The sequence below is a fragment of the Zoogloea sp. genome (assembly GCF_017302315.1).
In the GTDB taxonomy this organism is placed as follows: Bacteria; Pseudomonadota; Gammaproteobacteria; order Burkholderiales; family Rhodocyclaceae; genus Zoogloea.
In genome coordinates, this window is sequence record NZ_JAFLDT010000122.1 from 1 (window position 1) to 8,677 (window position 8,677).

Below are 8,677 nucleotides of genomic sequence, written 5' to 3' on the forward strand. Positions count from 1 at the left end.
TCCCGGACGGAATCCATAGCTATTAGGCTCGAATCTAGCCTCCCAGCTTGGTTCCAGCGCATTTTTAACAATTGCCTGCGCGACGCGATTCTTGATAGTCGGAATGCCAAGCGGACGTTCGCTACCGCAGCCGGAAGTAGGGGGCCAGCGGACCCATGGTGATGGCGAGGCCGGCCAGCATGGCCGCGCCGGTCAGGGCGGCAAGCGGCAGCGAGGCCCGGCTTTCCAGGAAGGGTAGCTTGCGGGTGCGGATGAGGTGCACGATCAGCGTCTGCGACAGCAGTCCCTCGATGAACCAGCCGGACTGGAAGAGCGTCTGCGCGGCCGGCGCGTTCGCCTGGAAGACGTACCCCATCAACCCGAAGGTGGCCACGTCGAAGATCGAGCTGACCGGGCCGAAGCACACCATGAAGCGCCCCAGGCCGTCCACGTTCCAGTGCTGGGGCGTGCGCAGGAGCTCCTCATCCACGTTGTCGAAGGGGATGCCGCTCTGGGAGATGTCATAGAGCAAGTTCTGCAACAGCAGGTGCATGGGGAGCATCGGCAGGAAGGGCAGGAAGACGCTGGCCACCAGCACGGAAAAGACGTTGCCGAAGTTGGAGCTGGCCGTCATGCGGATGTACTTGAGCATGTTGGCAAAGGTCTTGCGGCCTTCGCGCACCCCATCCACGAGCACCATCAGGCTCTTTTCGAGCAGGATGATGTCGGCGGCCTCCTTGGCGATGTCCACCGCCGTATCCACCGAGATGCCGATGTCGGCGGCGTGCAGGGCCGGGGCGTCGTTGATGCCGTCACCCATGAAGCCAACCACGTGGCCATTGCCGCGCAGCGCCCGCACAACCCTTTCCTTGTCGATGGGCGAGAGCTTCGCGAACACGGTGGAGCGCTCGACAGCGCGGCCCAGGGCGGCGTCGTCCATGCCCGCGATGTCCGCCCCTTGCAGCATGCCGCCCACCTCCAGCCCCACCTCCCGGCACACGCGGGCGCTCACCAGGCCGTTGTCACCGGTCAGCACCTTGACCGTCACGCCATTGGCGCGCAGGGCGGCCAGGGCCGGGGCGGCACTCTCCTTGGGCGGGTCGAGGAAGGCCACGTAGCCGGCAAGGGTCAGTCCGGCCTCGTCGGCGACGCTGCAGGTGTCCTGCCCGGCGGGCAGGCGACGGGTGGCAACCCCCACCACACGCAGGCCATCGGCGTTCATGGCGTCGGTGATCGTCCTGATGTGGGTGAGCAGTCCGGGGGTCAGCGGCACGACGGTTTCGCCCCGGCGCACCTGGGTGCAGGCGGCGATCACCTCTTCGATCGCGCCCTTGCAGATCAGCAGGTGGCCTTCGTCCCGGCCGGCCACCACCACCGACATGCGACGGCGCTGGAAGTCGAAGGGAATCTCGTCCACCTTGCGGAAGACGCCGGCCAGGTTGCGGTCGGCCAACTCATCGCCCCGCGCCAGCACCGCCACGTCGAGGAGGTTCTTGAGACCCGTCTGGTAGTGGCTGTTGAGCCAGGCGTATTCGAGCACCTGCAACGAGTCCTGCCCGTCGATGTCGATATGCCGCTGCAGGACGATGTGGTCCTGGGTGAGGGTGCCGGTCTTGTCGGTGCACAGCACATCCATGGCGCCAAAGCTCTGGATGGCATCGAGGCGCTTGACGATCACCTTCTTGCGGGACAACAGCACCGCCCCCTTGGCGAGGGTCGAGGTGACGACCATCGGCAGCATCTCGGGGGTCAGGCCGATGGCCACCGACAGGCTGAACAGGAAGGCCTCCAGCCAGTCGCCCTTGGTGAAGCCGTTGATCAGGAAGACCACCGGGGTCATCACCGCCATGAAGCGGATCAACAGCCAGCTCACCTTGTTAACCCCGGCCTGGAAGGCCGAAGGCGCGGGCTCGACGGCACTCACCCGCTCCGCCAGGGTACCGAAATAGGTGCGCGCCCCGGTGCCGATGACCACGCCGGTGGCCGCGCCACTGAGCACCGTGGTGCCCATGAAGACAATGGTCTCGAGATCGAGGGGGCTGGCCGGCGCTGGGCCGCGGGCGGCGGCAAACTTTTCAACCGGCAGCGCCTCGCCGGTCATCGCGGCCTGACCGATAAACAGATCCTTGGCGGTGAGCAGACGCAGGTCAGCAGGAATCAGATCACCGGCCGAGAGGATCACGATGTCGCCAGGCACCAGGTCGGCCAGGGGTAGTTCGACGCAGCACAGATCCCGTCCGTCGATGGTCAGGTGGCGGGCGGCATCGCCCGCACCGTCGCTGCCCCGGCGCAGCACCGTCGCCTTACTGCCCACCATGGCCTTCAGGGCGTCGGCGGCCTTGCTCGAGCGGCTCTCCTGGACGAAGCGGATCAGGGTGGACAGCACCACCATGCAGCCGATGACCGTGCTCGCCTTGTGATCGCCAGTGACCCATGACACCGTCGCCAACAGGGAAAGCAGGAGATTGAAGGGGTCGATGTAGCAATGCCACAGATGCAGCCAACCGGGCATGGGCTTCTCGTGAACCACCCGATTCTCACCGACCCTGCGCCGGATGCGGGCGGCCTGGGCGGCATCAAGCCCGTCCGGATGGGCATGCAGGCGGGCCAGCAACGCGGCCGGTGCAAGAGCGGCGGCCGCCATGAGGGTGTGCGCCAGATCGGGGGGGACCGCCTTGCTGACCGGCGCATGGCGAAACAGCTCGAAACTGAAGTGGCGCAGGAAATGCCGGGTGGCGCGCCGGCGCTGCAGACGGGCCACAAAGTGGGAACGGAAGAGCGAGTGCTTCATCGGAATGCCCCGGGTGTGAATCGAGTCTACCCGAAGCCCCGGCCGCCAATCTGACCAGGATCAGCCCATGGCCCTCAACCCGCGCTCCGGCTCACCCACCCGGTGTCTGGTACATTGCGGGCCGTTTCCCCCGCGCCCCACCGCCCATGCAAGCCCTGCTCAATGCCATTGCCACGATGCCCCTGCCCACCGATGCCCAACGCATTTTCCACGGCCGGGGTGGCCTGCACCCGGGCTGCGAGCAATGGACGCTGGATGCCTACCCGCCCGTGTGGCTGGTGACGAGTTTCGTCCCCGCCTCGGAGGCGGAGCTGTCCGTGCTGCATGCGGCCCTGGCGGCACGGTGGATGCAGCTCAACCCGGACGCTCCCTTGAACTGGGTCTTCCAGTACCGTCATGAAGCCCGCGCCGAGACCCGGCTGATGGCAGGCAGCGTGCCGGAACCCCATGTGGTGACGGAGGACGGAACGGGCTTCCGGGTGCATCTGCTGCGCGGGCTGAACCATGGCTTCTTCCTCGACATGGCGGAGGGCCGACGCTGGGTGCGCGCGCTGGGGGCGGCCCGCCCCGGGCTCAAAGTGCTCAACCTGTTTGCGTACACCTGTGCGTTCTCGGTGGTGGCCTTGCAGTCCGGTGCCCGGCAGGTGATCAACGTGGACATGAGCGACGGCGCCCTGGCCATCGGCAAGCGCAACCATCAGCAGAACGGCCTCGGAGGCGGCGCCAGTTTTCTACCCCATGACATCTTCAGTTCGTGGGGGAAGATCACTCGCAGCGGGCCCTATGATCTGGTCGTTCTCGACCCGCCCAGCTACCAGAAGGGCAGCTTCATTGCCGAAAAGGACTACGCTCGCCTGATGCGCCGCCTGCCCGACCTGGTGGCACCGGGTGGGCATGCACTGCTGTGCCTCAACTCCCCCAAGCTCGGCGTCGCCTTTCTGCAGGACACAATGCGAGAGCAGGCGGCAGGCTTTCACTTCATGCAGCGGCTGCCCAACCCGCCGGCGTTTGCCGATGTGTCGGACGAGCGCGCGCTGAAGGTACTGGTTTACAAGGCGCCGGACTGACGCACTCAGTGCACCGTGGTTTCGGGCGCCGCCTCGGCGCTCCCCTCCTCCATCCGCACTATGGGCAGATTCACGGTGAAGGTGGTGCCTTGCCCCACCACACTGTGCACGTCGATGCTGCCGTGATGCCTGCCGATGATGCCGTAGGCGATGGAGAGGCCCAGGCCGGTGCCCTTGCCGACGGGCTTGGTGGTGAAGAAGGGTTCGAAGAGGTGGGGCAGGTTCTCATCGGGAATGCCGACACCGGTATCGCTGATGGCGATGTGGGCCATGCCGTCCAGCCCATGACGGGTAGTGATGGTGATCTCACCCTTGTCGGCGATGGCATGGCCGGCATTGACCAGCAGGTTCATGAACACCTGGTTGAGCTGGGAGGCGATGCAGCACACCTGGGGCAGGGTCGGGTCGTAGTGCTTGACCACGGTGCATTTGTATTTCAGCTCGTTCCAGATGATGTTGAGGGTTGAGTCGATGCACGCATGGAGGTCGGCCCAGCCCCAGCCGGCCTCGCCCACGCGGGAGAAGTCCTTCAGGTTCTGCACGATCTCCTGGACCCGGAAAAGACCGTCCTTGGATTCGGCCAGGAGCTGGAAGATGTCTTCCTTGAGAAAATCGAAATCCTTCTTCTGCTTCAATTCGACGAGGGCCGCGGCGGCCTCCGGAGCGAGGGTGCCGGCCGCATGCTCGTCATAGGCGGCAATGATCTCGAAGATGCCGCCCAGGTAACCTTCCAGCGTGCTCACGTTGGAACGGACGAAGCCGATGGGGTTGTTGAGCTCGTGGGCAACACCCGCGGCAAGCTGACCCAGGGAGGCCAGCTTCTCCGACTGGAGGAGCTGGTTCTGGGCCTCTTCGAGCTTGTGGTTGAGCTCCCGCTGATGGGCCAGGGACGCGGCGAGCTGCTCCCGTTCCTTGCGCAGGTCGGCCTCGGCGGCCACCTGGTCGGTCACATCGCTGGCATACACCACGACCCGCAGGGGCAGGCCGGGCACCGGATAGACCGTGACATGGAAGATGCGATCCTCCCAGGCGGCATCCACTTCACCGGTGCGGTCGGTGCGGATCACCTCGGCGATCTGATCGGACACCGGGATGCCGAACTCGGGGGGCAGCAGATCGAAGAGATTGCGCCCGCTCAGCTTGGCCGGGGTGGCCCGGAACTGTTCGGCGCCAATGCGATTGATGGCCAGGATCCCGCCTTCGGGGCTGATCATAGCAATGAGCTGGTCGGCACTGTCGAGCACTGCGCGCAGGGCCGCCGTACGCTCGGTGACACTGGCCTCCAGGTTGGCGTTGTGGTCGCGCAGGGCATCCTGGGCGCGCTTCAGTTGCAGGTGATTGCGGATGCGCGCCAGCAGGATGGCCGGGCTGAAGGGCTTGGTGATGTAGTCGGCGGCCCCCAGGGAGAGGCCGTGCTGCTCGTCCTCGTCGGTCACCCGGGCGGTCACGAAGATCACCGGAATGGCCCGGGTGGCGTCATCGGCACGCAGACGCTCCATGACTTCGTAGCCATCCATCTCCGGCATCATCACGTCAAGAAGGATCAGATCGGGCCGTGGCGTTCCGGCGGCGATATTCAGAGCCGCCGGGCCGGACTCCGCCGTGAGCACACGAAAGTGCCCGACCAGCATGCGGCTCACGGCCTTGAGGTTGATGCGCGAATCGTCCACCACCAGGATCGTGGCTGCCAGCGCATCCGGCGGGGACATGGGGTTCTTGGTCTGGACGACTTCCATCTTGGGCTCTCCGCTTCTGCCGACACGGCATTTCCCGCTGCCCGCCGCGCGTCATCGTCCAATGCCTACGGTTCGGCGAACGGGCAACTTGAGCCAGGAATGGGAGAGTCCGACAATTTCGTCACGCTTCACGCGGCGTGTGCGGTGATCGCATGGCATTCCGATTGAGCGCCTGAACGGCAGAAACCCGCCACACGGGCGGGTTTCCAGCTTCACTCAGACCCTCTCAGGCCGGGGCCGAGCTGCGGATGAGGTGATCAAAGGCGCTCAGGGAAGCCGTGGCACCCGCCCCCATGGCGATGATGATCTGCTTGTAGGGCACGGTGGTGCAGTCCCCCGCCGCAAACACCCCCGGCACCGACGTGGCGCCCTTGGCGTCGATGATGACCTCGCCCCGGTCGGACAGCTCGACGGTGCCCTTCAGCCAGTCGGTGTTGGGCAGCAGGCCGATCTGCACGAAGATGCCTTCCAGTTCGACGAGCCTCTCCGCGCCGCTGACCCGGTCCTTGTAGCGGATGCCGGTCACCTTCTGGCCGTCGCCGGTCACTTCGGTGGTCAGGGCCGACTTGATCACCGTGACGTTGGGCAGGCTGTTGAGCTTCTTCTGCAAGACCGCGTCGGCGCGCAGGGTGTCGGCAAACTCCAGCAGGGTGACGTGGGAGACGATACCGGCCAGGTCGATGGCGGCCTCGACACCCGAGTTGCCACCGCCGATCACCGCCACGCGCTTGCCCTTGAACAGGGGGCCGTCACAGTGGGGGCAGAAGCACACGCCCTTGGCCTTGTACTCCTTCTCGCCGGGTACGTTCATCTCGCGCCAGCGGGCCCCGGTGGACAGGATCACCGACTTGCTGCGCAGGGTTGCGCCGTTCTCCAGCTGGATCTCGATCCGGTCCCCCGCCACCAGCTTGGTGGCCTTCTGCAGGTTCATCAGGTCCACCTCGTACTGCTTGACGTGCTGCTCCAGCGCCGCGACGAGCTTGGGCCCTTCGGTCTCCTTCACGGAGATGAAGTTCTCGATGCCGAGGGTGTCCATCACCTGACCGCCGAAGCGCTCGGCGACGATGCCGGTGCGGATGCCCTTGCGGGCGGCGTAGATCGCCGCCGCGGCGCCGGCCGGGCCGCCGCCGACGATGAGCACGTCGAAGTCGTCCTTCTTGCCGATCTCCTCGGCGGCCCGGGCGGAGGCGCCGGTATCCACCTTGGCGAGGATCTCCTCAATGGTCATACGGCCCTGGCCGAAGGCCTCGCCGTTGAGGGAGACGGTGGGCACGGCCATGATCTTGCGTTCATTGACGAGGTCCTGGAACAGGGCGCCGTCGATCATGGTGCTGCTCACACCGGGGTTGAGCACGGCCATCAGGTTGAGGGCCTGCACCACGTCCGGGCAGTTGTGGCAGGACAGGGAGATGAAGGTCTCGAATTCGAAGCGGCCGGTAAGGGCCTTGATCTGGTCGATCACGGCCTGCTCCACCTTGGGCGGATGGCCGCCGGTCTGCAGCAGGGCCAGCACCAGGGAGGTGAATTCGTGCCCCATGGGGATGCCGGCAAAGTGGATGCGCGGCGCCTCGCCCGGCTCGGCCACGCCGAAGGACGGGCGCAGGGCGTGCTTGCCGTTCTCGCGCAGGGCCACCTTGGGGGAGAGTTCGGCGATGTCGGTAAGCAGTTCGCGCAGTTCCCCTGCCTTGGGGCTGTCGTCGAGGGAGGCGACGAGCTCGATGGGGCGCTGGAGCTTCTCGAGGTAGGCCTTGAGCTGGGTCTTGATGTTGGCGTCAAGCATGGTCGTGTCCTTTCAGTAAGCGGGGATTCAGGTTGAATCGCGTCGCCAAACGCTCATCAATGGGAGCGCTTGACGCCGGGATCCGGCCGGGCAGCGGCCCGGCGGGGTCAGGTCAGGTTCAGATCTTGCCGACCAGGTCCAGGGACGGGGCCAGGGTGGCATCGCCTTCCTGCCACTTGGCGGGGCACACCTCGCCCGGGTGGGTGGCCACGTACTGGGCGGCCTTCACCTTGCGCAGCAGCTCGGTGGCGTCACGGCCGATGCCCAGATCGTGGATCTCGGCCACCTTGATGCGGCCTTCCGGATCGACCACGAAGGTGCCGCGGAGTGCCAGGCCCTCTTCCTCGATCATCACATCGAAACCGCGGGTGATGGCGCCAGTGGGGTCACCGATCATCGGGTAGGCGATCTTCTTGATGGTGTCGGAGGCATCGTGCCAGGCCTTGTGGGTGAAGTGGGTGTCGGTGGACACGGAGTACACCTCCACGCCGATCTTCTGGAATTCCGGGTACAGGTCGGCCATGTCACCCAGTTCGGTGGGGCAGACGAAGGTGAAGTCGGCCGGGTAGAAGAAGAAGATGGACCACTTGCCCTTCAGATCGGCGTCGGTCACGGGGACGAACTTGCCGTTGAGGTAGGCGGTGGCAGCAAAGGGTTTGACGGTGCTGTTGATGATGGCCATGTGATGCGCTCCCAAGTGGTTGACTGAGTGAATCTGGAGAAGACAGAACGAATAGTAGAAAACCCCGGGAAATTGGTCTAATTGATTGATGGAATGAAGTCGATACTAAACGCCTATCGGCCTTCAAAGCGCCGCAGCGTCGCATTCTGCGCCGCCCCGGGCCGGGAAAACCCGACCTGGATCAAGGGTCCGCCACCCCATCGGCAGCGCTATCATCCCCAGGTCCCGAAACGCCGGAGCCCCCCATGTCAGCCCTGTTCTCGCCCTACTCCCTCGGCGACCTGCACCTCGCCAACCGCATCGTCATTCCCCCCATGTGCCAGTACTCGGCCGACGGAGGCAATGCCACCGACTGGCACCGCATCCACCTGGGCAACCTGGCCCTGTCCGGTGCCGGCCTGCTGATCATCGAGGCCACCGCCGTCGAAGCCATCGGGCGCATCTCGCCGGCCGACCTGGGCCTGTGGTCGGACGACAACGCCGCAGCCCTCGCCGGGGTGCTGGAATCCATTCGCCGCTATTCGGCGATGCCGGTAGCGGTGCAGCTGGCCCATGCCGGGCGCAAGGCCTCCAGCCATGTGCCCTGGGAGGGCGGCCAGCTGATCCCCCTGGCCGACGGGGGCTGGGAGACGGCCGCCCCAT

At 65.7% G+C, this 8,677-nt stretch carries 5 protein-coding genes and 1 pseudogene; 2 read left to right on the forward strand and 4 right to left on the reverse strand.

The genetic code is table 11. From position 1 onward, the window contains the following. Positions 1-121: 121 nt before the first annotated feature. A complete protein-coding gene (gene mgtA / locus J0L98_RS20400) occupies positions 122-2,770 on the reverse strand; it encodes a magnesium-translocating P-type ATPase (protein ID WP_296413934.1) in 2,649 nt (882 codons plus the stop codon). Positions 2,771-2,916: 146 nt separating this feature from the next. On the opposite strand from mgtA, the gene J0L98_RS20405 reads away from it, so the two are divergent. Next, a complete protein-coding gene (locus J0L98_RS20405; protein WP_296413935.1) occupies positions 2,917-3,837 on the forward strand; it encodes a class I SAM-dependent methyltransferase in 921 nt (306 codons plus the stop codon). A 5-nt stretch (positions 3,838-3,842) separates the two neighbouring features. Here the strand turns inward: J0L98_RS20405 and J0L98_RS20410 are convergent, their stop codons facing one another. The 3 genes from J0L98_RS20410 to ahpC form a co-directional block, all read right to left on the reverse strand. Continuing rightward, complete coding sequence (locus J0L98_RS20410) at positions 3,843-5,573, reverse strand: response regulator (RefSeq protein WP_296413936.1); 1,731 nt, start codon at positions 5,571-5,573, stop codon at positions 3,843-3,845. Between the two features lie 226 nt (positions 5,574-5,799). Next, positions 5,800-7,353, reverse strand: a complete 1,554-nt coding sequence (gene ahpF, locus J0L98_RS20415; RefSeq protein ID WP_296413937.1) for an alkyl hydroperoxide reductase subunit F — start codon at positions 7,351-7,353, stop codon at positions 5,800-5,802. A gap of 118 nt (positions 7,354-7,471) precedes the next feature. After that, positions 7,472-8,035, reverse strand: a complete 564-nt coding sequence (gene ahpC, locus J0L98_RS20420) for an alkyl hydroperoxide reductase subunit C (RefSeq protein ID WP_296413938.1) — start codon at positions 8,033-8,035, stop codon at positions 7,472-7,474. Positions 8,036-8,280: 245 nt separating this feature from the next. Between ahpC and J0L98_RS20425 the strand changes: the two are divergent. Beyond that, positions 8,281-8,677 (forward strand): annotated as a pseudogene (locus J0L98_RS20425) (oxidoreductase); the annotation flags it as partial.

Coding starts and splice junctions, on each gene's coding strand:
- mgtA (WP_296413934.1), bottom strand. CDS start 2,770: ATGAAGCACTCGCTCTTCCGTTCCCACTTTGTGGCCCGTCTGCAGCGC.
- J0L98_RS20405 (WP_296413935.1), top strand. CDS start 2,917: ATGCAAGCCCTGCTCAATGCCATTGCCACGATGCCCCTGCCCACCGAT.
- J0L98_RS20410 (WP_296413936.1), bottom strand. CDS start 5,573: ATGGAAGTCGTCCAGACCAAGAACCCCATGTCCCCGCCGGATGCGCTG.
- ahpF (WP_296413937.1), bottom strand. CDS start 7,353: ATGCTTGACGCCAACATCAAGACCCAGCTCAAGGCCTACCTCGAGAAG.
- ahpC (WP_296413938.1), bottom strand. CDS start 8,035: ATGGCCATCATCAACAGCACCGTCAAACCCTTTGCTGCCACCGCCTAC.